We start from the raw sequence: 20,657 nt of genomic DNA, 5'->3' as shown, positions 1-20,657 counted from the left end.
TGTTATCAATTTGTACGTTGTTTTTCACAGAACTGAATTAGTTAAATGTAATTCTACAGGTTTATCAGCAGTTGAGCTCTATTGGGGGATTTATGGCCACAAGTCGTTCATTTGTAGCATCACGCAGAAGCTCAATCATGAGCCTTCTTGAACAATATCGCCAGGTTTCCGTTAGCGATCTTGCCGATAGATTTGAAGTTTCTTCGCTTACCATCCGCCGCGATCTTGACGAACTCGAAGCTCAAGGCCTCATTTCCCGAAGCTATGGCATGGCCACGCTGCTTGACCCGCTCTCGACAGGACTCAGTTCTAACCAGGTAACCGCAAAGTTCAAGCTTGCCCAGGCCGCCGCCAAGCTGATTAAAGACGGTGACACGGTCTTCATTAACACCAGCTCAACCGCTATAAAAGTCCTGGAATTTATCACCGCCAAGAACATCACGGTTGTTACCAATAATGGTAGCGTTCTGGCCGCCGACTATCCCCCATCGATGACCGTTTTAGTCACGGGCGGAGAAGTTCGACCAGCTAAGAAGTCACTAACCGGCGATTTTGCACTTGCTTCAATCAACCAGATTCGTGCCGCGAAATGCATCTTGGGATGCTCGGGAATTTCAGCTGAGCGCGGCCTTACCACGCTGGTTTCAAACGAGATGCGCGTGAACTCGCTGATGCTTAAGCACTCTGAGCAGCACATTGTCTTGGCCGATGCAAGCAAGCTGGGTGTCAACTCCAGCTTCCAATATGGATCACCTGCTGATATCGACGTACTTATGACGGACGAATCCGCATCGATTTCGCAGGTAGCAGCCCTCGAAGCTGCCGGCGTTCGTAAGGTTGTCCGCGTTAGCCTGTAGAGCTGCATGTCCACATGCGTCGGACGATGAGATTCGGCTTTAATCGCAAGTTTTCGCTGCTGTAGTCCATCGGTTCTCTCGCCCAGCAAAGAAGACATCAAAATTTTAACTACCATGATACGAAAATATTCACCTTCATGAATATTCATGAGGGTGAATTCATTTGTATGCATAAATTTTTTAGAGGCCTATTTTTGACGTTTTGAAAACACAGCAAAGTCACTTATTCTGCAAAATTGACCCTCAAAAGTCCTATTTTTCTCAGAATATCGTCATTTGCTGTGTTTTTTAGGGCTGTAAGTTATGTTTTTGGCTCTGTATATACAGATTATCCGACTTAGGTGTGTTCGGGCTTCTAAAAACGTGTAGATTATCCGACATAGGTGTGTTCTGACAGCATCAACGCTACCCAAAACAAAAAGCCCCACCAACTGGCAGGGCTTTGAAGTGCAGTTTTGTCGCCGGTCGCGATTTCGCACTCGTCGCGCATCGTCGCGCTCGTCGCGCATCGTCGCGTGCATCACGCTCGTCGCGTGGCGCGGACCAGAGAGCTTACTCCTCCTCGAGAGCAGCAGCAATCTCGTCGGTGATGTTCATGGTGCTGTAGACGTTCTGAACGTCGTCGAGCTCGTCGAGCTTATCGATAAGACGCTGAACCTTCTTTGCATCAGAAACAGAGACGTCAGTTGGGGTGGTTGGAACCATAGTAAGCTCGGAACCCTTGACCTCAATGCCCTGAGCCTCGAGGCCCTTCTGGACATCCTGCATCTTGTCGTATGCAGTCCAAACAATCCACTGATCGCCAGCGTCCTCGTAATCGTTTCCGCCAGCCTCGGCAACTGCCATCATGAACTCGTCCTCGTCGACAGCGTTCTCGCGGTCAGCAACCTTCTTCTCCTCGGAGACAATAACCTTGTCAACTGCGATGGAGCCCTTGCGCTCAAACTGGAACGCAACGGAACCAGCGGTACCAAGATTGCCGCCGGAGTGGGTAAATGCGGAACGAACGTCTGCTGCGGTGCGGTTCTTGTTGTCAGTCAGGCAGTCAACGTAAACTGCGACGCCTGCAGGACCGTATCCCTCGTAAACGATCTCCTCGTAAATGGCAGCATCAGCACCAGCGCCAAATGCCTTATCGATAGCGGCCTGAATCTTTGCGTTAGGCATGGAGACCATGCGAGCACGGGCAACAGCGGCAGACAAGCTAGCGTTGTTGTCCGGATTTGGGTCGCCACCCATCTTTGCAGCAACAGTAATGTTGCGGGAAAGCTTAGAGAACAGCGAGGAACGCTTAGCGTCGATAGCTGCTTTCTTGTGCTTGGTTGTGGCCCACTTAGAGTGTCCGGACATTGCACTCTCCTTCTTTAGAGGTTTGAAAACCTAATTATCACATTAGCCCTTATACGTTACACGAAATCAAGAAGCGAGAAAAGACTTATTTTGCAGATATGGAGACTTACGCACGCCATACGCCGAGAAACCCGTGAGCTCGTAAGCCTGCGCACCTCCACGCAAGTCCGCGCACCATCGCACACCTCCACGCGCAACACGTCCGCTCCTACTCCACCAACTCAACGTGAATGGACTCCGCGATCTTCTCGACCAGCGCAAAGTCGCCCAAGCCAGCGCTCATCGCAACGTTTCCGCCGGTAGCCATCGCGCGCGTCAAAGCCTTCTCGACAGCCGACGGATCCTCAAGCCAAACCGACATGAAGCTTGCCAGTGTCGAATCGCCCGCGCATGCCGTCGAAAGCACCTCTACCTGCGCAGCATTTGCGTGCCAGACATGTTCACCGTTGAAGAAGTACGCACCCTCGCCGCCCAGCGTAAGCAGGATGTTCTTTGCGCCGCGCTCATGAATCTTGTGGAGGGCGAGAAGAACGTCGGCCTCGTTATGAACGTCGACACCAAAGATCTCTGCCACTTCTTCGTCGTTTGGCTTGATGAGCAGCGGTTTTTTCTCGACAAGTTCTGCGAGGTGTTTATGAGAGATGTCCAGGACCAGCTCAGCGCCGCACTCATGACACAGATCAAAGAGCTCGTCGTAGAAGGTTGGATCCATCTCAGGGGAAAGCGAGCCAGAGACCACCAGCACGTCCAGGTCGGGCGCAGTGCGCAGCAGCTCAAGCATCTCGTCTTGCTTGGAGCGAATAACGGGAGCGCCTGCGTTAGGGAACTTAAGCTCGCCTTCTGGCGTGGTCACAAAAATATTTACGCGGGTGATGCCGTCAATCCACACAGGCTTGACCGAGCAAATCTTAGATGCCTCTTCAACAATATAGTTGCCCGAGAAGCCGCCAAAAAATCCCAGGATAGTGGACTCAACGCCGTAGTGAGCAAGCGTAAATGAAACGTTCAGACCCTTGCCGTTTGGTGTATATACGGCATCAGTTGTGCGGTTGACGTGTGTATAAGAAGGAACTCCCGAATTGACGTTCATGTCGATTGCAGGATTAGTGGTAAGTGTGTAAATCATCAAAGCTCCCTCTGAAACAAATATGGACTCGACGAAATCGCCGAGTCCATATTTTACTTCGATTATCTGAGTCTGCACCCAAACTGTACGTAAATTCTGGGCAAAACTCAAACGCCGCCGAGTGTGCTAAGCGTAACGCTTAGCCCTCGACAATCTGGTTGCCGTTCTTGCGGTACTCGTATGCCTTGAAAGCAACAAAGAGAATACCGCCAACAACAGCGCCGATGAGAATGGCGAGAACCCACTTGAGGCCGCCATCGACAACGGGAAGAACCAGGAAACCACCGTGAGGTGCTGGGTCGTGGACACCAAAGAGCAGCGTCAGGATGGAGCCGATGGAAGAACCGATCATCATGATAGGCATGACAGGCCAAATGTTCTTGGTCATGAATGGAATAGCGCCCTCGGTAATGTGGGTGCAGCCAAGAATGAAGTTGACCAGACCAGCGTTGAAGTCGGACTTGGTGAAGTACTTCTTACCAACGACAACAGCAAAGGTGGTAATCAGTGGAGGAACAATACAAGCAGCAGAAACTGCAGCCATAAAGTTGGTGCCAAACTCATAAGTTGGGGTACCAACACCAGCAGCAAGAGCCTCGGTCAGAAGAGCAGTACCGGTGACGTAAGCTGCCTTGTTGACTGGGCCGCCCATGTCAAATGCGCACATGCAACCAATTGCAAGACCAAGGACAATTGGACCAGAAGCAGAAAGGCCGCGCAGGAAGTTCATCATGCCGGTGTTGATTGCTGCCATTGGACCAGAGATGCCGAGCATAACCAGGCCAACAATGGTGGTGGAAAGCAGAGGATACAGGAAGATTGCCTTCAGGCCATCAAGGTTCTTTGGAAGGCCAGCAAGGAGCTTCTCAAGACCAACGATGACATAACCAGCAAGGAAACCGCCGACGATGCCGCCCAGGAAGCCAAAACCAACACCAGCGCCACCAGCATCAATCATGCCAGTGTTAGGGTTGATTGGAAGACCCTGGATAGCAATCATACCTGCAACAAAACCAGGAACCAGAGCAGGACGCTTGCCGATAGACTCTGCAATGTAAGCAGAAAGCACTGGAACCATAAGGCCCATTGCAATGCCGCCGATGATCTTGAGCATGGCAGCAAAGCTGTTGTAGTCAGGTGCAGTGGAGCTGAAGGAAGTAATACCCCAGAGGAATGAAACAGCCGTCAGAACACCACCAGCAACAACAAAGACCAGCATGTGGCTAACGCCGTTCATGAGGTGCTTGTAGATGATGTGGCCTACAGACTCCTTCTCAATAGTGCTTGAGACTGGAGCGTCGTCTGCCTCTGCAAGCTCGCCCTCAGGCTGAGCAACAAGAGCGCGGTCGATAAGACCCTCTGCATCCTTAATAGCTGCAGTAACACCAACATTTACCATTGGTTTTCCGGCAAAACGCTCAGCCTGAACGTCCTTATCGGCAGCAACAACTACTGCCTTGGCGTTCTTGATTTCAGCTGCGGTGAGCTCGTTCTCTACACCGACCTGGCCGTGCGTCTCAACCTTAATGGTAAGACCTTTAGCTGCGGCGGCCTTCTCAAGGGCCTCCTTAGCCATAAAGGTGTGCGCAATACCGGTTGGGCAACCAGTAGCAGCAACGATGTCATACTTTGACTCGTCAGCCACAGCACTCCCCTTTCATCCTAGTGCTCGGAACTATTCCAAACACAACCAAAAAAGCTGCTCAATGTTAGCACTGAGCAGCTTTGACAACTACGTTTTTACATAAATTGTAATCAGAAAATTATGTTATTGAACGTACTTTCATTTAGTACAGCGTTTATGACAAAAACTTTGATGTTTTTCTCGCCAAGAGCCCTCACGTACGTACCCTTTTCCAGACGAGAAGATCATGCGCCAAAAACTTGCTTCTACTCAGCGCTCTCCTGGCCAAAACGCTCTTGCCTCAGGCGCAGCGCCTCGTATGCGCAACCATACATTGCAGCCTGATTGCCCAAGCTCGCAGCCTCAATACGAGCGCCCTTGCTTACCGGTAGAGCGTACTGCTCAAAACACTCGCGAAGCTCGGTAGCAAACGTTGCAAACGAACCCGCAACACCGCCTCCAATCAAGAACATGGCAGGATCAACTACGCACGAAACCTGCGCCATAGCAAGACCCAGGTAGTGGCACATCTTATGGATAGCAAGGGTTGCGCACTCATCGCCTTGAGCATGAGCCCTAAACACGGACACCGTATCAGTCTCGTGCTCAATAGTCACAGGAACAACACCTCGAGAAACGCATTCCTCCAGGTACAAGCGGACAACACCCTTAGCAGAAGCATACTGCTCCAGGCAACCGTGGCGACCACAACCGCAGGTCAACGTCTCTTCTGGCTCAACAATGATGTGACCAATCTCACCGCCCGCGCCAAAAGCACCCGCAGCAAGCTTGCCGTCTACAACAACACCTGCACCAACGCCGGTACCCAGCGCAATCAGCACAAACGACGGCACGCCCACGGCAACGCCAGCCCACGCTTCGCCCAGAGCAGCGGCGTTAGCATCGTTGACAAACGCGATAGTTGCGTTTGGCAGGCACATATTGATTGCCTGCACCAATCCTTCAGGATCAATATCTACATTGGCGAGAAGACCAACGGTTCCGTCATCTGCAACAGGACCTGGAATATCCAAACCACACGCAATAACATCGTTACGGCTTGCTTTTTGGCCATGAACAATCAGCTTAATAGCATCGGTTACCGTCTGATAACCATCCTGGTTATCAAGTGCGGGCGTCTTGACCTTCTGCTCAGAAAGTAGCTCTCCCTCTGCAGAGAAGAGTCCCAGCTTGATGGTGGTGCCACCAACATCAATGCCCAATACGTATTCCATAAAACCCCCTAGTTACCGCGCTTAAGCGCACCCTCAACAAGTTGCGCAAGAACGTCTTCAACAGCGTATCCTGCAGCCTCAATAGCCATTGGAACAAGGGAGGTCTCAGTGAGTCCTGGGAATGTCTTCAGACCCATGACCATAACGTGATGTCCATCCCAAATAAAATCAATACGAGCAAGATCTCTGCAGCCATAAGCGGTGTACACCTCAAGAGCTGCGCGCTCAAGAGCCTCACGAGCAGCGGCTGGATCTGCGCCAAGTGCTGCCAAAGACTCAGGACGAACTGGACAGAAATGCTGAATACGCTCTGGATCAAGGCGAGCATCCGTGTCATAAATACCCTTGACCACTGAAATCTCTACCGGTGGCAGGGTTTTCTCGCCGTCTGCATCAGAGAGCACAGTAACGCTTACTTCAACACCATCAACCCACTGCTGGATAATGACGGAATCGTCAAAACCAAGTGCGCCGAGAAGTGCTGGTCCTAGCTGGTCAGCGCTATCAACCTTAGAAAGGCCCATAGCAGAGCCGCCGTGAACAGGCTTGACCGCAAGAGGGAAGCCAACGCCACCGCCAAGGCGCTCGGGAACCAGATCAAGAGCGGCTGCGGCTCCAAGATCTTTAAAAGCGCTGGCAGTTAGTACAATCTGAGGAGGCCAGATGACCTCGGACTCCTCCTTTGACCAGGCCTGACGCACAATAAATGGCATGTCAGCTTTGTTCCAGGCTGCCCTACAAGATGCAGGCCTTGAGCCCACATACGGAATCTTGAGGAACTCTAAAAGCGCAGGTACTGCACCATCTTCTCCGCCTGCACCGTGAAGGCACACAAACGCAACATCAGGCTTCTCGGCACGGAGGGTGTCTACCAGGTGCGCATCAGCATCAAGTGGTAATACCTCATACCCGTGCTTCTCTAAAGCCTCAGAGACAAGAGCTCCACTTTTGAGCGAGAAGTTCCTCTCAAATGAGGCTCCACCCATAATGACAGCAACTTTTGTAGCCATACTTAACACTCCCTTGCAGAGGATTGAGATTCAGAATGAGAAGACTCAGGTAGAGCGCCCGCCTCTAGGAATGCGCGATACAGCGCCATGCGATCTTGGACGCACAAAGACAGCCTGCGGATTGCCTCGTGGATGCGCTCTGGCGTCTCAAATGAGTAGCACAGGCGCATACTTGAACTAATACGCTGGTCAGGATAGCAATAAACACCTGGTACAAAGGCAACTCCCTCTTCGATTGCACGAGGAAGCAACTGCTCAGTGTTGAGGTATGGCGGGAAGGTTACCCACAGGAACAAACCGCCCTCTGGCTTAGTCCAGGTAACGTCTTTGGGGAAGAACTCCGCAAGCGCAGCCAGCATGGCGTCTTTTCTCTCTTTATAGCGAGACTTAGACACCTCAAGCGCTGCTTGCCAATCAACCTCATTGAAGTAGTGCTCAGCAAGAATCATGTTAAAGGGGCTGGTACACAGATCAGAGCCAGACTTAGCAAGGTTGATGCGCTCAAGGAAGTGACGAGGTGCAACCATCCATGCAAGACGCAGTCCAGGGGCAAAAATCTTTGACGTGGTTCCCAAATAAATGACATTTGGATCAAGCGTCTTAAGGCGTGTTAGATCTTCTCCCTCAAAGCGGATAAGGCCATACGGATCATCCTCAACAACAGGGATGTTGTACTGGCGAGCCAGCTCAAGAAGACGGAGGCGCCTTGGCATAGACATGGTGATGCCGGCAGGATTGTTAAAGTTAGGAATAACGTAGATGAACTTAGGCTTTCTGCCTTGGTCTGCAAGCTCTTTAAGCTTTGTCTCGAGAAGATCTGTCCTAATGCCTTCTTCGTCCATATCAATGGTGTGAACAGTAGGCTCGTATGCAGAAAACGCCTGGAACGCGCCAAGATAGCTTGGACCCTCACAAATAACGTCATCTCCAGGGTTTAAGAAGACGCGTCCTAAGAAATCAAGCGCCTGTTGAGAACCAGAAGTCAAAATCATCTCGTCAGGATCGGCCTCGACGCCCTGAGCAGCTAAAATCTTGCAGATGGTCCTTCTGCACTCAATACGGCCATCGGAGTTGCCGTACTGAAGAGACCTAAGTCCCTCAACAGCAACGCAGCGTCGAGCGCACTCTGCAACCTGGTCAAGTGGCAGCGAAGAAATGTCTGGCAGACCACCAGACAGCGCAATGACACCTGGACGAGACAGGGCCGCAAACAAATCTCGTACTTCGCTTTTTCGCATGGTTTGAACGCGATCTGCGTAAAGATCACTCCATACGTCAAACGAGATTCTGCTGTCATCCATAGAACTCTTACTCCTTACAAGCCATCTTTGGGCAAAAATTGTGCCGAAAAAATGTACTTATTGTTTTAGGACGTAGTCTTTTTAGTATCGCTCAAATATCAATAAATTACAGGGTAAAATATGACGCAATTGCTAAACGGTTACATATAACCGGCAAACATACTGGTCGCTCCTAAATTTTGTAGAGAGGATTTTTATGGACAGCGCACATAACACTGTTGAACTGAACGCAGCGCTTTCAAATCCCCGCGATGATATCGCTAAACTTGATGAACTTGAGAAGAAGCTCTTTGCTCTCAACTACGCAGCTAATGAGATTGGCTCTTTTGGACCATGCATTGATCCAAAAAAGGCTGCTGAAGAGCGCGGAGAAGCCCTGGCAATCCTTGGCGAGCAGGTCCAGGAGACCTTCTGTGATCCTGCTGTTGGCGCACTGCTTGATAGACTTCACGAGAACCGCGCCCTACTTGATGAGACTCATCGCGCACAAGTTAAAATTCTTCGTCGCGATAGAAGCCAGCTGGTAGATGTACCTGTTGAGCTTCAGAGCAACTTTGTTCGTCTTACCACAGAGGCTAATGAGGTCTGGGAGCAGGCAAAGAACAGCGATGACTGGTCACTCTTTGCTCCAAAGCTGGATAGCTTAATTGAGCTTCGCAAAGAGATGTGCCAGGCACGTGATGCTTCCAAAGACCCATATGATCTCTTACTCAGCGATTTTGAGCACGGCACCAACAGAGAGTTCTACAACACCTTCTTCAATAACGTTAAAGAAGTGGTAGTTCCTCTAGTTGCCGATTGTATGGCTTCTAAGCGCCAACCAAGCACCAAACCTCTTGAGGGTAAGTTTGATGTCAACCGTCAGTGGGACCTTGCAAAAGACCTGGTAAAGCTTCAGGGTCTTGACGAGGACGCTTATTGGCTTGGTAAAACTGAGCACCCTTACACCGGTGGCCCTGGTATCGGCTTTGTTATGGTTGCCAGCCACGCTTACGAGAATAACGTTCTCTCCAATGTCTATTCCATGCTGCATGAGAACGGTCACGCCCTCTACGAGCAGGGCATTAACTGGGAGTACCGCTTTACCTCTCTGAGCACTGGTACTTCTATGGGTATGCACGAGTCCCAGTCTAGGTTCTTTGAGAACTACGTTGGCCTTTCTGAGGCTTTTGCTGAGCCTCTTATTCAGCTTATGCGCAAGCATTTCCCTGGCCAGCTGAATCGTGTCACTGCCTTCCAGCTCTTCTCGGCAGCTAATAAGGTACAGCCAAGTCTCATCCGCACTGAGGCGGACGAGCTCACCTATCCTCTGCACATCCTCATCCGTTACGAAATGGAGCAGGCACTCCTTTCTGGCGAGATTACTGCAAAGGACGTTCCAGCTCTTTGGGCCGAGAAGTACAAGCAGTACCTGGGCGTTACGGTTCCAAACAACACCGAAGGCGCTCTTCAGGATGTTCACTGGTCATGGGGTGAGTTTGGCTACTTCCCAACCTATGCTCTTGGCAGCGCTTATGGCGCACAGTACAAGCACGCCATGATTGCTGAGGGCATGGACTTTGACGCCGTCTGTGCATCAGGAGACCTAGCACCTATCAAAGAGTGGCTGGGCAGTCGCATTTGGACCTGGGGCCGAGCAAAGGACTCTAAGGAGCTTATCTTGGGTGCATGCGGTGAGCCTTTTGACGTCCACTACTACACCAAGTATCTAACTGATAAATACTCTCGCATCTATGGTCTGGCCAGCGCATAAGCGCACGCCGTAGGCGCGAGTAGAAATACCTGTCCTCTATTAACTACACGAAAGGGATGAAATGAAAAAGTTTGTCGAGGAGTTTAAAGAGTTTATCCAGCAGGGCAATGTTATGGACATGGCTATTGGTATCATCATTGGCGGCGCATTTACCGCTATTGTTACCTCCCTTGTCAATGACATCATCAACCCATTTATTAAGCTGATCTCTGGCGGTGGCACCGAGGTTTCTGGTCTTTCTATTCCAGTTCCTGGCACCCAGAACGGCATTGACTTTGGTGCGTTTATCAGCGCAATCATCAACTTCCTGATCATTGCATTCATTGTCTTCTGCATGGTTAAGGCCCTCAATAAGTTCATGAAGGCTTCCAAGCTTAAGAAGGACGAAGAAGAAGCTGGTGAAGAGGTTACAGCTCCACACTGCCCACACTGCCTTGAAGAGGTTAAGGAAGGCGCAACTCGCTGCCCACACTGCACTGGTGAGATTGAGGGCGGCGCACACGCTGCGTAAGCTTTACACTAAGCTTTACATCACCGCCCTTTTACACATGTAAAAGTTGGCAACAAAAAAGCAGGCATATCATATGCCTGCTTTTTTGTTAGTAAAAGAAACCAGAAAAGGCTGGGTTATTTCTTACCTGAGCCGCCCTTGCCGCCGCCATTTCCTGAGGAGCTACCACCATTTCCAGATGAGCTGCCGCCATTTCCTGAAGAGCTACCGCCAGAACCAGAAGAAGTAGGAGTTACTAGCTTATAGCCACCCTTACCATCTGGTTGCCAAGGGAACTCTGCCTTTGGTGGATACTCATATTTAGCCCAATCATCCTCACGGTGATTAAGGAGGGCAAACTTAAGAGTAAATCCAGGAGCATCAATACTGAGAAGCTTTTTATTTTCCGCAGTAGTGTATAGAACAGACTTAGATATCTGTTCAGTTTCTGAAAAGCCCTGAGCAAGAATGGGGAAAGAAAGACCATCTGCCGAAGGCTCTTCTGCAACAATCTGAATAGGAGAAACGCTACCGTCTGGATAGAACAGTGCAGCAGCTCCATCCTTATGAGCAGAGAAGGTATACGCTCCGCCAGAACCCTTATTCATAGACTCAATCTGATCACTGGTCAAATCTTCTTTAGAACCATCTGCATAGTGCAAGCCAAAGAGATAATACGTACCAGGAATGGTGGCAGCAAAATTGATTACCTGTCCTTCAATATAAGCTATCTGTGAAGTATCGTCTGGATTGTCAGAAAGTTTTTTGAAATTAAACGTAATCTCACTCTTGGCATCACTGTACTTCAGATAGTTGTTGTCGTCCTTATCAAAAAGCATTGGCACACTATCGCCATCATCATACGTACATTGAATGGCAATAGTTCCTTTTGCTTCCCACTTACCATCATTCTTCACACCTTTAAAATTATGCATGAAGAAAGTGCCGTCTTCTTTGAATGAATAGTAAAGAACGGTTCCATCGTTATAGCCCTGATTAAGCATGCCACCATGGTCAAAGGTTTTGCCTTCCTTTGATCCACCTTTAGTTCCAACACCATCGTCAACACACCAGACGCCAGTAATAATCTTAGAAAAATCTCCGGTTAGCGTTGGATTATCTGGAGTCTCCTCAAGCTTTACAAATTCTGACTGAGAAGGTGCATCACCAGTACCGCCTTGACCGCCATTCTGAGGATCTTGACCAGCTCCACCAAGAATAGAATCAGGGTTTAAGATTGCCTGCATCACGTCACTATTACAAGCAGCAAGCGTGCTGGCAGCACCGCCTGCAGCCAATCCCGCAAAAGCGCGACGAGTAATCATCTCTTTATTCATACGTTCCTCCTATAAACGTATAAAAGGCTCAACTTTTTATATTCTACTTGAAACGAGTCAAATGTTACAAATTAAACTGTATTCGACTTATGTATCATCCTACTTTGTATGAGGAAGATGAGAGGTAATCAACGTCATAGTACCCGTAAAGCGCAGGCTACCAGAAGACGCAGGTGCAATAAAATGTGAGCCCTTGCAAATCCTATGCTCTACTCCGTTGCCGCCGTCAGCGCAAACCGTACCTTCTCCCTCAATGACACTTACGCACATAAACGGCCATGGCTGAGAAATAGTTTTTGCCTCATGAATCTCGTATTTTTCTACCGAGAAATACTTGCAACTCATAAGCTCAGTTTTGCCGTCAATTTCTGGAGCTGTGATTTCTCCAGATGTTGGAGCTTCCTGAGCGTAATCAATAACCTCTAAGCTCTGTGCCAGATGTAAATCACGAGGCTTGCCATCGTCTCCCAAACGATCATAGTCATACACACGATACGTAATATCGGAGCTCTGCTGAGTTTCAAGAATAAGCGTGCCTGTTCTAATGGCATGAACGGTTCCAGGATCAATCCTAAAGAAATCTCCAGCCTTGATAGGAACGTAATTGAGCAGTTCAGACCACTTTCCCTGCTCAACCATGGCTGCAAACTCTTCTTTTGAGGAGGCATTTTGTCCTACAACAATATCGCCATTCTCTTTTGCATCAAGAATATACCAGCACTCAGACTTTCCCAGAGAACCATTCTCGTGTTCTGCTGCGTACGTGTCATCTGGATGAACCTGAACAGAGAGGTCATCTTTTGCATCAAGAATTTTAATGAGAAGTGGGAAACGGTCTCCCTCTGCATTACCAAAAAGCTCTCGATGCGTTGACCAAAGCTCAGAAAGAGTTTTGCCAGCATATGCACCAGAGGCAACTTCACAGTCTCCACTAGGATGTGCACTAATCGCCCAGCACTCTCCTACTGAGCCTTCGGGGATGTCGTAACCATACTCTTCAGCAAGCCTTCTACCGCCCCAAATTTTGTTGTGAAAAAGAGGTTTTAAGAAGATAAGATCGTTATATGACCTGTCTGTGTTTTTATCTAAATCTAGCATCGTAGCTCCTTATATGCAGTGCATACATGCTTTTCTAATAGCTAACAACTCTATAGTCTAATGGATTCTAATAACCTCAACACTGACTTATTTAACTGCTTTTGACGGGGTTTCTCGCTAACAAAAAAGGCTCAGCTGAAAAGCTGAGCCTTTGCAGTCAATGAACTAAATAAAACTTAGAACATAACACTGAAGGAATCCATGCTGTAATCAGAACCATAAAGAGCAAGGATGGTACCACGAACAGTTGCGGATGGATCCATCTTTACACCTGGGTCAAAGAATGCAAAGCCCTTGGTAGTTGCGTTAGGAGCTGCGTTAACAAACAAGCTCAGCTCATCCTTGCCAATAGCGGTGTCGGTGGTCTGAATGAAGATGTTGGTATCGGTCTTGTTAACAACCTCAACCAGATAGCCGTTGGAGTTCTCAAAGTCAACACCAATGCCGGTAACGGTAACGGTAATCTTATCGGTGTCGATAAGAACCTCAGTCTTATCGCCAGTCTTCTTAATATCATCAACGTACTTCTGAACGTTGGTAACCTGCTCTGAAGTGTTGTGCTTATCCATCAGAGTGTTATAGAGGTCCTTAGAGTCAGAGTCACCAGCACGAGTATCTGAAGGCTTGGTTGCGGTATTTGCATCAGGTGCAGTCTGCTGTTGCTGCTGTTGCTGCTGACCACCGCCAGTAGTGGTTCCTGGATCAGCAAGATTTGGAATAAGATTGCAGCCAGCAAGTGCAAGAACGGCAGAAGCGGATGCTGCTACGAGGCCGAGCTTATTGAACTTCATAAAGGTCTCCTTCGGGTGATTTATACCTTGTAAGAGGATAACGGAAATAAGTAGATATTGTCAATTTTTATGCATAGATGAACACTTAATGCTCTGCAACTAAAGCCTTGATGCCACCTTGCGTAAACATTACTGCTGAATTTATGTGACCGTCAGCCTCTTCACGAGTCTCATCATTTTTAAGAATATTGACAATGGTGGTCATTTCAGTTTGAGCAAGCCAGGTAATAATAAACTCATCATAGGGTTTAACCTGTGTAACGTTAGGATAAAGAATAGCTCTGATGGTTGCAGAGATAACCTCGGTCAACTCTTCAAAGAAATAGGAAACATGTGGGTTTTCTCGATTATTCACAAGAATCTGCGCCACGTACCTATTGCCGTACAGAAGGTCCAAGAATTTCTCGAGCGTTTCTTTATCACCCAAAGGAGTGTCTTCAAGATTTCTTTCGCCAGAGACCAGCAGATGATCTTTGTAATCCTCAAGAATCTGAATTGCGCCTTCAGTGACAGGAATCAAAACATTCTTAAAGAGGTCCTCTTTGTTATCAAAGAAGAAATAAAGCGCGCCCGTGGTAACGCCTGCATGTGCACAAATCTGTCGAAGTGAAGCTTTATCGTATCCCTGTAAAGCAAACTCTTGCTCTGCGGATTTAAGAAGCTTGTGACGTGTGTCACAACTTTCTGTTTGTGGTCGCCTCGACATTGCTGCCGCTCCTTTATAAATGTTTTAAATCCCCTTGTAATAAGGAGATTCCCCCAAATCAATACTATCTTGTTTTAAGAGGAACATATAACAGAAAGTTAACTAATTATGCAGAAATCTATAATCGTTACATAACAACTTTTGTGATATTTACTTAATTCTTTGATATTGATTAGACGAGAAACACGTCAGAGGCATAATAAAACCCTGCTATGTTACATAACAGGGTTTTAAGACATACCGTTAACCCAAATTATCCTTACGCTTAATAAATTCTCCGCAGATATATGACTTCCTTAGATACTCGCGATTAAACGGATCTTTGACGGGAACAAAATCCTCTGGAGACTTAGCAAAGTGCATGGCGAAAAGCTCATGGATATGTGGATCAGCCAGCAAATAGCCGCGCGAGCAGTACGCCTGATACATCTGGGCGTCCTCGTTAAATTTGAACGAGCTAAAAGCGCAGTCTGAACAGTGTAGTCCAGCCATCTTGCACATCTCCTACTCTTCAGATAGCCCCATGCAATCTGAACAACGCTGAATCATACGCGTATACAGCAAGTATGGCATTGAAAACAATAAAAATAGTCAAAAATACTTATTCGACGCCAAGAATTTCCGGGAGCGTGTAATCTAAACCGTTCCCCGAGGAAACAACAGGTTGAAGGTATTCTCTATTGTCATTTCCGTCATGCATAACAGTAGGATTTGGAAGATTAACACCCTCGGCTAAATTCTTCTTCTGCATCTCTGTAAGCTCCACGCCAGCATCAACAAGATCTTTAAGATGCTCAACCCAGAGTTGATCAAGACTTAAGGAGAAAAAGTCAGCGATAACCTTTGCTTTATCAAATGAAGGCCACTTACGGCGCTCGGTGCAAATATAAGAGACATACGCACGTGACCAATGTGAGAATTCGCACAGGTCTACCTGGCGCTTGCCACTTTCTTGTAACAACCTTGCTACTGTCCTACCCAAACCTGGGTCGGTCTTTTTGGTAACACCTGCCTTAGCCATCTCACAGCCCCATCTGCTCAAACGATGCCTTAAAAACATGCGTATGTTTTATGCATAGTCTCGTGCTGTTACCGTATCATACTACACTAAAATATCTTCAGATACAATTTGTTATGTTGTTTTACAAGCGGAAATTTAAAGAAAATTGCATACCTGTTACGTAAATAAATCGTAAGTGACTTTTCTGTCTGGGATTAATTGGCTATACAAAAGATATGCAAAAATCAATTCCTCTATGCAAAATAATGTATCAGCGATTTTATGCAATAACAAAGACCTCTACGCCATCTGGCTTTTAAGATTTTGGATGATCCATGCAGCTGGTTTCTGGCACGTATAAAACCACAGGAAAATAGCTTAGTAGCTGTATATTTACTTTTAAATACTTGAAATAATGGGTATATCAGAAGCAGAGCTTCTTGCTCTTAAAGGTTGCCATGAGGCAGGGCGACATGTGTGCGACCACGTTAATAGTCGTCCTGCCTCCATGGCATACGTTGCCTCGCATAACGAGAGATCTGAACAGTCGGGGCCATTCAGTAATGAAATTGAGTGTTGGGGGTACTCAATCTCTCAACGCAACGTGTAAACTATTGATAGCAGAAAAAACTTTTTATATATTCGGGAATTAGAAGAATTTTTAAATTCATATAACACTTCTCGATTTTAGCGTAAAAATAGCGCAAGTGCCACACCAAATCCAAGAAATGGTGCAAAAGGAAATGTATACATAAATATACTATCTGAACTGGTAATTTCTTCTTTATTTCTATCTTCTCTTTTTAAAAATTTTTGCCGAATAAAGAACAGAAGAGAAAACATAACACCTAAAATATTTGCCGAAAATAAAAAGACAAATGTCTCTTTTATTTCAAGATAAAGGCATGTTGAGAGAATAAGTTTAATATCTCCCCCTCCCAGAGAAGACATATGACCTATAAATTTTGTAACTATACCTACTGTAATCAGTACACCTATAACAAAGAGCTCACTCCATAATGCATTCATCAGTAACTCAGCGGGTTTTTCATTTGCGGCAAGCCAAATAGGCCATAAAATAACGAGCAAAATAGGGATTCTATTTGGAATAGTGCGATTTCGCATATCCGATATTGAAGCCCAGATATACATGACAAAAATAACCAACTCTCTCATAGACACCTCCTCAGTCAACCATAGCAACATAGACAAGAATCAACTTTCTACTCAGGTGCCGTTATTTAACTTATTGATGTAACAAGCTGAACATTCAACGTTCTTCTCGCCGCTCTTGGTTTTAGAGAGCCTTTTTGATCCTTCGAGATTTACTTGCGACAAAAATCGGAAAGCCGTGAATGGTACACTTAGCACTCAGTTTCTAGAAAGGTTTTTCATGCCAAGTTCTTCATATAAATCAAAACAAATGATTGTTATTCGTCGCGATCTTAAGATGCGAAAAGGTAAAATTGCCGCTCAGGCAAGCCATGCATGTGTTGAAGCCACGCTGATGGCACTTGCAAAAGAGCGTCGACTTGATCAGGTTCGTGTTACCGATGATCAGAATTGGGTCTATTTGGACCATGCTGACGAAGATACCTCTGCAATCACTAACTGGTTTGATGCTGGCGTTGCAAAAGTATGTGTCTATGTTGATTCTGAAGAAGCGTTGCTTGAGCTTGCTGTCGAGGGAAAAGCTCGTGGTTTTGTCGTGGCCCTTATTAGGGACGCGGGCTTTACCGAGTTCCATGGAGAACCAACATTTACCTGCCTGGCATTTGAGCCACTGGCTGCAGAAGATATTGATCCGTTAACGGGCGAGCTGCCTTTATACTAGGCGCTCTACCTTTGTACTAGGCAATCTGCCTCTGTACTAGAAAGCTGCCTCTGTACTAGTGAGTTATCTCTGTACTAGCGAGGATACCTACATCAAGAAGGTGTGGCTCATAACCTCGTCAAAGATAGTGGTAACTACAAACATACCAATTGAGGCATAAAGAATTGCTGCTTGCCAAGAAAGGTGATTGGTCTCGATTTTTGAAATACGAGGATCAAGCTTTCCTTCTTTAAGGCTGATGGGGTCATCAATATCGCGCGTAAAGCCCATCTGGCGGTCCTCGTACTCTTTTCCGCTAAAGAGCAGACCAACGCCGCAAGCAATAATTCCCAAAGAAGAAATGACGTACATAACACGGCGCACCCAGTCGATGCCCGTAAACATATCCATACCGCTGGTAAAGTACGCAAATGCAAAGATAAGCGCACTCATACCAGCCGCAGCAAGACAACCATAACCAAATGCACGCAAGGCACTCAGCACCAGCTCTTTGAACTTCTCGCCACGAGAAGGCGTTTGTGAAAACTTGCTATCCATACACAACTCCTTGGTTGTTTATTTGTTTTCTGTATAGCTTATAGCGTATAGGAAGTCTTTGCTTGATGATACAATTTCTACAGTAAATCTTGGCAGGAGGACGCATGCGTATCGGCTTTGATAACGAGAAGTACATCACTATGCAGGCGGATCGAATCCACCAGCGTATCAGTGAGTTTGGCGGCAAGCTCTACCTTGAGTTTGGCGGTAAACTGCTCGACGACAACCACGCTTCTCGCATCCTCCCTGGATTTGCTCCAGATGCAAAAGCTCAGATGCTTCAGCAGCTTGCTCACGAGGCAGAGGTTGTCTTTGCCATCAACGCAAATGACATTGAAAACGGTAAGCGCAGAAGCGATATTGGCGTTACCTATGCCGATGACGTACTGAGGCTTATGGATATCTTCCGTGCACGCGGTCTTGCTATTGGCGGTGTTGTCATTACGCAGTACTCTGGTCAGCCAAAGGCAAAGGCCTATCGTGCGCGCCTAGAAAACATGGGCATTGCCGTGTACCGTCACTACCCCATTGAGGGTTACCCCTCCAATATTGACCTGATCGTCTCGGCGGAGGGCTACGGTAAAAACGAGTACGTAAAGACTACGCATCCTCTGGTAGTTGTAACAGCACCTGGTCCTGGCTCAGGCAAGCTTGCTGTCTGCCTCTCGCAGCTCTACAACGAGAACGCCCGTGGAGTCCGCGCAGGTTATGCAAAGTTTGAGACCTTCCCTGTTTGGAACCTTCCTCTCAAGCACCCCGTAAACGTTGCCTACGAGGCAGCCACAGCAGACTTGGGCGACAACAACATCATCGATCCATATCACCTTGAGGCTCACGGCAAAGTTACCGTTAACTACAACCGCGACGTTGAGGCTTTTCCTGTGCTCAAGGCCATGATGGAGAAAATCGCAGGTACCAGCCCGTATCAGTCTCCAACCGATATGGGTGTCAATATGGTTGGCAACTGCATTATTGATGATGAGGTTTGCCAGGAAGCTTCCAAGGCAGAGATTGTACGCAGGTGGTTTAGGGCTGCCGAGAAACTCGAGCGTACGGGCATGGGTGAGCGTGAACTCACAAAGATTAATCTCTTGATGAAAGACGTTAACGTTGACCAGAACTTCTCGCCAGCTCATGCAGCTTGTTTGCATAAAGCAGAAGAGACAGGAAAGCTTGCGGGCGCTATGGTTATGCCTGACGGCACCATTATTACCGGCAAGACTTCGGAGCTGTTAGGTGCGCCAGCGTCGCTTTTGCTCAACGCCCTCAAATACGTAGTTGGTATTGAGAAGAAGACGTTTATTGTCTCAGATGAGGTCCTAAGGCCTATTTGCGCACTAAAAGAGAACAACTTTAAGCTGGCTCGCACCAGCCTCTGCGCTGATGAGATGCTCATTGCGCTCTCCATCAGCTCAATTACCAATCCATTGGCCGGAAAAGCCGTTGATGCCACGCAGTTACTCCGTGGATGCGACGCGTATTTCTCGTCAATTATTCCAAGCGATGACGAGTCCATCTATCACAAGCTGGGCATTAACGTGTGTTGCGAGCCAATTTTTGAACAAGGACAATTCTTTCACCAGTGATTTTTAAGAGCTCACATAAAAGTAAGAAAACGAGAAACTCTACGACTCGTTCTAAAACTAAACATACACCTGCTTCTGCAAACGCTTCAAAACGTAAGCAGCGGGCGATGCATACACTTGAGCAAAATTCCCAGAACAATCCTGTTGTTACATGGGGGCTCATTACGCTGGCCATTGTGTTTGTGCTGGCATTGTTGCAATCGTGCCAGGGACTTTTCTCCCTCTCTTTTGACAACAACCTGATCATCAAAAACGAAGTCCCCTATGAGTGGGAAAACCTCACCTATGATGCAACGGGACGTGCGCATTATGTGGTGGACGGAGAAGAGCTCACACGCACGGGCGTTGACGTCTCTTCTCACCAGGGGTTTATTGACTGGGAGGCCGTTGCTGCCGATGACATTCAGTTTGCCATGCTTCGCATTGGCTACCGCGGCTCCACCGAGGGTGGTATTCGCGCAGATGAACTGTTTGAGACCAACCTAAAGGGTGCGCAAAGCGCTGGTCTTGATGTAGGCGTGTACTTCTTCTCACAGGCTATTAACGTGGAAGAAGCTCGCGAGGAGGCCGCTTTTGTTCTGCAACAGTTACGGGAAGCGGGAGTTACAAAGCTTGCTCTTCCTGTTGCGTTTGATCTGGAGCCTTCTCCCGATTACAGCGGTCGCGCCGACAACCTTTCCCCCGCAGAAACTAACGCAATTGCGCGCGCGTTTTGCACCACCATTCAAGAAGCGGGATATCGCGTTATTGTGTATGGCAACAAAGTTGATCTAAATCGCTTTGACCTGGTCTCGCTTGACGAGCCTATCTGGCTGGCTCAATACGTTGATCAGCCAGACGTAAACTTTAACTTTTTGATATGGCAATACACCTCAACAGGACAAGTTGACGGTATTACCGGTTCAGTTGATTTGAATTTGGACTTCTCACGCGTCTCTACAAGTAAGAGCCCAAAGTAGGATTTCAGTCCAAAACCGTTGAATGCGCGGTAGACACTCACTATGCCGCAGATGCTAGTCACG

Annotated in this window: 20 protein-coding genes; 6 read left to right on the top strand and 14 right to left on the bottom strand. The window is 47.6% G+C overall.

Annotated elements, in window-relative coordinates; all coding sequences use genetic code 11:
* Nucleotides 1-92: 92 nt before the first annotated feature.
* Nucleotides 93-857: a DeoR/GlpR family DNA-binding transcription regulator gene (locus tag HMPREF1647_RS05230; protein ID WP_035432743.1), complete on the top strand. Its 765-nt coding sequence runs from the start codon at nucleotides 93-95 to the stop codon at nucleotides 855-857.
* A 552-nt stretch (nucleotides 858-1,409) separates the two neighbouring features.
* Here HMPREF1647_RS05230 and HMPREF1647_RS05225 read toward each other — a convergent pair.
* The 6 genes from HMPREF1647_RS05225 to HMPREF1647_RS05200 form a co-directional block, all read right to left on the bottom strand.
* The gene (locus HMPREF1647_RS05225; RefSeq protein WP_035428351.1) at nucleotides 1,410-2,207 is read right to left on the bottom strand and encodes a YebC/PmpR family DNA-binding transcriptional regulator; all 798 of its coding nucleotides are present in this window, start codon (nucleotides 2,205-2,207) and stop codon (nucleotides 1,410-1,412) included.
* A 208-nt stretch (nucleotides 2,208-2,415) separates the two neighbouring features.
* A complete protein-coding gene (locus tag HMPREF1647_RS05220; RefSeq protein WP_035432741.1) occupies nucleotides 2,416-3,333 on the bottom strand; it encodes a 1-phosphofructokinase family hexose kinase in 918 nt (305 codons plus the stop codon).
* Nucleotides 3,334-3,472: 139 nt separating this feature from the next.
* On the bottom strand, nucleotides 3,473-4,978 hold the full coding sequence (locus HMPREF1647_RS05215) for a PTS fructose transporter subunit IIC (protein ID WP_035432739.1): 1,506 nt from the start codon (nucleotides 4,976-4,978) through the stop codon (nucleotides 3,473-3,475).
* A 245-nt stretch (nucleotides 4,979-5,223) separates the two neighbouring features.
* Nucleotides 5,224-6,192 (bottom strand): ROK family protein, encoded by a 969-nt coding sequence (locus HMPREF1647_RS05210; protein WP_035432737.1) that lies wholly within the window; start codon nucleotides 6,190-6,192, stop codon nucleotides 5,224-5,226.
* A gap of 8 nt (nucleotides 6,193-6,200) precedes the next feature.
* Nucleotides 6,201-7,202 carry a D-alanine--D-alanine ligase family protein gene (locus tag HMPREF1647_RS05205; RefSeq protein WP_035432735.1) on the bottom strand — a complete coding sequence of 334 codons (1,002 nt, stop codon included), beginning with the start codon at nucleotides 7,200-7,202 and terminating at the stop codon, nucleotides 6,201-6,203.
* 2 nt (nucleotides 7,203-7,204) lie between these two features.
* Nucleotides 7,205-8,503, bottom strand: coding sequence for an aminotransferase-like domain-containing protein (locus HMPREF1647_RS05200; protein ID WP_035432733.1), 1,299 nt, complete (start codon nucleotides 8,501-8,503; stop codon nucleotides 7,205-7,207).
* A 196-nt stretch (nucleotides 8,504-8,699) separates the two neighbouring features.
* Between HMPREF1647_RS05200 and HMPREF1647_RS05195 the strand changes: the two genes are divergently transcribed.
* Together HMPREF1647_RS05195 and mscL are read left to right on the top strand one after the other, a co-directional pair.
* Nucleotides 8,700-10,256 carry a carboxypeptidase M32 gene (locus tag HMPREF1647_RS05195; RefSeq protein ID WP_035432731.1) on the top strand — a complete coding sequence of 519 codons (1,557 nt, stop codon included), beginning with the start codon at nucleotides 8,700-8,702 and terminating at the stop codon, nucleotides 10,254-10,256.
* Between the two features lie 61 nt (nucleotides 10,257-10,317).
* Nucleotides 10,318-10,767, top strand: a complete 450-nt coding sequence (mscL, locus tag HMPREF1647_RS05190) for a large conductance mechanosensitive channel protein MscL (protein WP_035432730.1) — start codon at nucleotides 10,318-10,320, stop codon at nucleotides 10,765-10,767.
* Nucleotides 10,768-10,883: 116 nt separating this feature from the next.
* On the opposite strand, the gene HMPREF1647_RS05185 is transcribed toward mscL, so the two are convergent.
* The 7 genes from HMPREF1647_RS05185 to HMPREF1647_RS05155 form a co-directional block, all read right to left on the bottom strand.
* Complete coding sequence (locus HMPREF1647_RS05185) at nucleotides 10,884-12,083, bottom strand: hypothetical protein (protein ID WP_051479430.1); 1,200 nt, start codon at nucleotides 12,081-12,083, stop codon at nucleotides 10,884-10,886.
* Nucleotides 12,084-12,182: 99 nt separating this feature from the next.
* Complete coding sequence (gene manA / locus HMPREF1647_RS05180) at nucleotides 12,183-13,181, bottom strand: mannose-6-phosphate isomerase, class I (protein WP_035432728.1); 999 nt, start codon at nucleotides 13,179-13,181, stop codon at nucleotides 12,183-12,185.
* Nucleotides 13,182-13,357: 176 nt separating this feature from the next.
* Nucleotides 13,358-13,972, bottom strand: a complete 615-nt coding sequence (locus HMPREF1647_RS05175; protein WP_035432726.1) for a hypothetical protein — start codon at nucleotides 13,970-13,972, stop codon at nucleotides 13,358-13,360.
* A gap of 85 nt (nucleotides 13,973-14,057) precedes the next feature.
* Entirely contained in the window at nucleotides 14,058-14,678 is a 621-nt protein-coding gene (locus HMPREF1647_RS05170) for a TetR/AcrR family transcriptional regulator (RefSeq protein WP_035432720.1), read from the bottom strand.
* A gap of 243 nt (nucleotides 14,679-14,921) precedes the next feature.
* Nucleotides 14,922-15,170 carry a hypothetical protein gene (locus HMPREF1647_RS05165; RefSeq protein ID WP_035428329.1) on the bottom strand — a complete coding sequence of 83 codons (249 nt, stop codon included), beginning with the start codon at nucleotides 15,168-15,170 and terminating at the stop codon, nucleotides 14,922-14,924.
* A gap of 109 nt (nucleotides 15,171-15,279) precedes the next feature.
* Entirely contained in the window at nucleotides 15,280-15,699 is a 420-nt protein-coding gene (locus tag HMPREF1647_RS07135) for a helix-turn-helix domain-containing protein (protein WP_262363817.1), read from the bottom strand.
* A 666-nt stretch (nucleotides 15,700-16,365) separates the two neighbouring features.
* Nucleotides 16,366-16,854, bottom strand: a complete 489-nt coding sequence (locus tag HMPREF1647_RS05155) for a prepilin peptidase (RefSeq protein WP_035432714.1) — start codon at nucleotides 16,852-16,854, stop codon at nucleotides 16,366-16,368.
* A 217-nt stretch (nucleotides 16,855-17,071) separates the two neighbouring features.
* Between HMPREF1647_RS05155 and pth2 the strand changes: the two genes are divergently transcribed.
* Entirely contained in the window at nucleotides 17,072-17,512 is a 441-nt protein-coding gene (gene pth2, locus HMPREF1647_RS05150; RefSeq protein WP_035428325.1) for an aminoacyl-tRNA hydrolase, read from the top strand.
* An 87-nt stretch (nucleotides 17,513-17,599) separates the two neighbouring features.
* On the opposite strand, the gene HMPREF1647_RS05145 is transcribed toward pth2, so the two are convergent.
* Nucleotides 17,600-18,049, bottom strand: a complete 450-nt coding sequence (locus HMPREF1647_RS05145) for a hypothetical protein (protein ID WP_035432704.1) — start codon at nucleotides 18,047-18,049, stop codon at nucleotides 17,600-17,602.
* Nucleotides 18,050-18,153: 104 nt separating this feature from the next.
* Here HMPREF1647_RS05145 and HMPREF1647_RS05140 point away from each other — a divergent pair, with 104 nt between their 5' ends.
* Nucleotides 18,154-19,635 carry a DUF1846 domain-containing protein gene (locus tag HMPREF1647_RS05140; protein ID WP_035432701.1) on the top strand — a complete coding sequence of 494 codons (1,482 nt, stop codon included), beginning with the start codon at nucleotides 18,154-18,156 and terminating at the stop codon, nucleotides 19,633-19,635.
* A 107-nt stretch (nucleotides 19,636-19,742) separates the two neighbouring features.
* Nucleotides 19,743-20,594 carry a glycoside hydrolase family 25 protein gene (locus HMPREF1647_RS05135; RefSeq protein ID WP_262363816.1) on the top strand — a complete coding sequence of 284 codons (852 nt, stop codon included), beginning with the start codon at nucleotides 19,743-19,745 and terminating at the stop codon, nucleotides 20,592-20,594.
* Nucleotides 20,595-20,657: the final 63 nt, after the last annotated feature.

The sequence above is a fragment of the Lancefieldella parvula DNF00906 genome (assembly GCF_000758945.1).
GTDB lineage: Bacteria > Actinomycetota > Coriobacteriia > Coriobacteriales > Atopobiaceae > Lancefieldella > Lancefieldella parvula_C.
This window is presented reverse-complemented; position numbering and strand designations above follow the sequence as displayed.

What these genes read in the sequence shown, in the direction of transcription:
- HMPREF1647_RS05230 (WP_035432743.1), top strand. Translation starts at nt 93, where the DNA reads ATGGCCACAAGTCGTTCATTTGTAGCATCACGCAGAAGCTCAATCATG.
- HMPREF1647_RS05225 (WP_035428351.1), bottom strand. Translation starts at nt 2,207, where the DNA reads ATGTCCGGACACTCTAAGTGGGCCACAACCAAGCACAAGAAAGCAGCT.
- HMPREF1647_RS05220 (WP_035432741.1), bottom strand. Translation starts at nt 3,333, where the DNA reads ATGATTTACACACTTACCACTAATCCTGCAATCGACATGAACGTCAAT.
- HMPREF1647_RS05210 (WP_035432737.1), bottom strand. Translation starts at nt 6,192, where the DNA reads ATGGAATACGTATTGGGCATTGATGTTGGTGGCACCACCATCAAGCTG.
- HMPREF1647_RS05205 (WP_035432735.1), bottom strand. Translation starts at nt 7,202, where the DNA reads ATGGCTACAAAAGTTGCTGTCATTATGGGTGGAGCCTCATTTGAGAGG.
- HMPREF1647_RS05200 (WP_035432733.1), bottom strand. Translation starts at nt 8,503, where the DNA reads ATGGATGACAGCAGAATCTCGTTTGACGTATGGAGTGATCTTTACGCA.
- HMPREF1647_RS05195 (WP_035432731.1), top strand. Translation starts at nt 8,700, where the DNA reads ATGGACAGCGCACATAACACTGTTGAACTGAACGCAGCGCTTTCAAAT.
- mscL (WP_035432730.1), top strand. Translation starts at nt 10,318, where the DNA reads ATGAAAAAGTTTGTCGAGGAGTTTAAAGAGTTTATCCAGCAGGGCAAT.
- HMPREF1647_RS05185 (WP_051479430.1), bottom strand. Translation starts at nt 12,083, where the DNA reads ATGAATAAAGAGATGATTACTCGTCGCGCTTTTGCGGGATTGGCTGCA.
- manA (WP_035432728.1), bottom strand. Translation starts at nt 13,181, where the DNA reads ATGCTAGATTTAGATAAAAACACAGACAGGTCATATAACGATCTTATC.
- HMPREF1647_RS05175 (WP_035432726.1), bottom strand. Translation starts at nt 13,972, where the DNA reads ATGAAGTTCAATAAGCTCGGCCTCGTAGCAGCATCCGCTTCTGCCGTT.
- HMPREF1647_RS05170 (WP_035432720.1), bottom strand. Translation starts at nt 14,678, where the DNA reads ATGTCGAGGCGACCACAAACAGAAAGTTGTGACACACGTCACAAGCTT.
- HMPREF1647_RS05165 (WP_035428329.1), bottom strand. Translation starts at nt 15,170, where the DNA reads ATGGCTGGACTACACTGTTCAGACTGCGCTTTTAGCTCGTTCAAATTT.
- HMPREF1647_RS07135 (WP_262363817.1), bottom strand. Translation starts at nt 15,699, where the DNA reads ATGGCTAAGGCAGGTGTTACCAAAAAGACCGACCCAGGTTTGGGTAGG.
- HMPREF1647_RS05155 (WP_035432714.1), bottom strand. Translation starts at nt 16,854, where the DNA reads ATGAGAGAGTTGGTTATTTTTGTCATGTATATCTGGGCTTCAATATCG.
- pth2 (WP_035428325.1), top strand. Translation starts at nt 17,072, where the DNA reads ATGCCAAGTTCTTCATATAAATCAAAACAAATGATTGTTATTCGTCGC.
- HMPREF1647_RS05145 (WP_035432704.1), bottom strand. Translation starts at nt 18,049, where the DNA reads ATGGATAGCAAGTTTTCACAAACGCCTTCTCGTGGCGAGAAGTTCAAA.
- HMPREF1647_RS05140 (WP_035432701.1), top strand. Translation starts at nt 18,154, where the DNA reads ATGCGTATCGGCTTTGATAACGAGAAGTACATCACTATGCAGGCGGAT.
- HMPREF1647_RS05135 (WP_262363816.1), top strand. Translation starts at nt 19,743, where the DNA reads ATGCATACACTTGAGCAAAATTCCCAGAACAATCCTGTTGTTACATGG.